Below are 958 nucleotides of genomic sequence, written 5' to 3' on the forward strand. Positions count from 1 at the left end.
AACCGTGCGAAACGTTGTGCATAAGCCCTTGTTGACAGCAAGGACGAAAAGCACCATGTGATTGCACTTAGCAATAAGAAAATATCACAGAGAACTTTAATCTCAAAATCAGGGGTGAAATTCCTCTGCCGTACAGAACCAATGTCGAGGAACAAAGTTCCAGAGAATAGGTCAAAATTCAAGACAGTACGAGAGCTAATACTCCACTGTGCGTTGCCACCTGTAAGTGTGCATTGTACAGAGCGTGGTGAAGGCGTAACCTGAAAACCTAAACCTCTGCAAAGAGGCATGGATAATAATGGTGCGGGCTTCCGAAACCTATGGCTATCCGATAGGGAAAGCTATGCAGCATCGTAAGAGCGAACGACATCCGAAAGGGTGACCCTTGGAAAAAGTGTGTGTGGCTGGTTTTTCTGCACACGCCCTGTGGGATGAAATCCCCATCAGGAATCATGCAGCAACTGTGGTTCAAAGCATGGTTAGATTTTCCCGGTGTAAGGTAGCGGCCTAAGGGTTTCAGAACAAGGATAGAGATTAAGGAACGTTTGAGAGCCTGTTGTTGGAGCGTTACAGCACAGTGAAAGCAACAGGAAGTCAGCCGTATCATAGTAGTCTGGACTGGGTAATGCCAGTCAAACGGAATTGAAATATTCCATGGCGAAGGATACGAGTCAAATCGATTTGTAAATTTCACAAAACGAAAATCCTATAACTCCCTGAAAGATGGGTGACGAACTGCGAGGTGAAAACCTTGTGCATTTGAACGTCAGATTTTCAACGGAAACGGAACTTAAAAAGATTCAGGATTTTCTCTATGAGAAGTCCGGTCAAGGAGTATCGTTCACCGGTCTGGTGGAAGCGATGGCAAATGAAGTGACCATTGTAACCGCCGTCCACAATATCAAGTCCAACAAAGGCAGCAGAACTGCTGGCGTGGATAAGATAAAAATGGACAAAT

General features: G+C 45.1%; 1 pseudogene. It reads left to right on the forward strand.

Annotated elements, in window-relative coordinates:
- Nucleotides 1–723: 723 nt before the first annotated feature.
- Nucleotides 724–958: pseudogene (locus J3352_RS14135) on the forward strand (hypothetical protein); the annotation flags it as partial.

Origin of the sequence: Faecalibacterium sp. Marseille-Q4164, from assembly GCF_017377545.1 — a bacterium.
Lineage (GTDB): Bacteria > Bacillota > Clostridia > Oscillospirales > Ruminococcaceae > Faecalibacterium > Faecalibacterium duncaniae.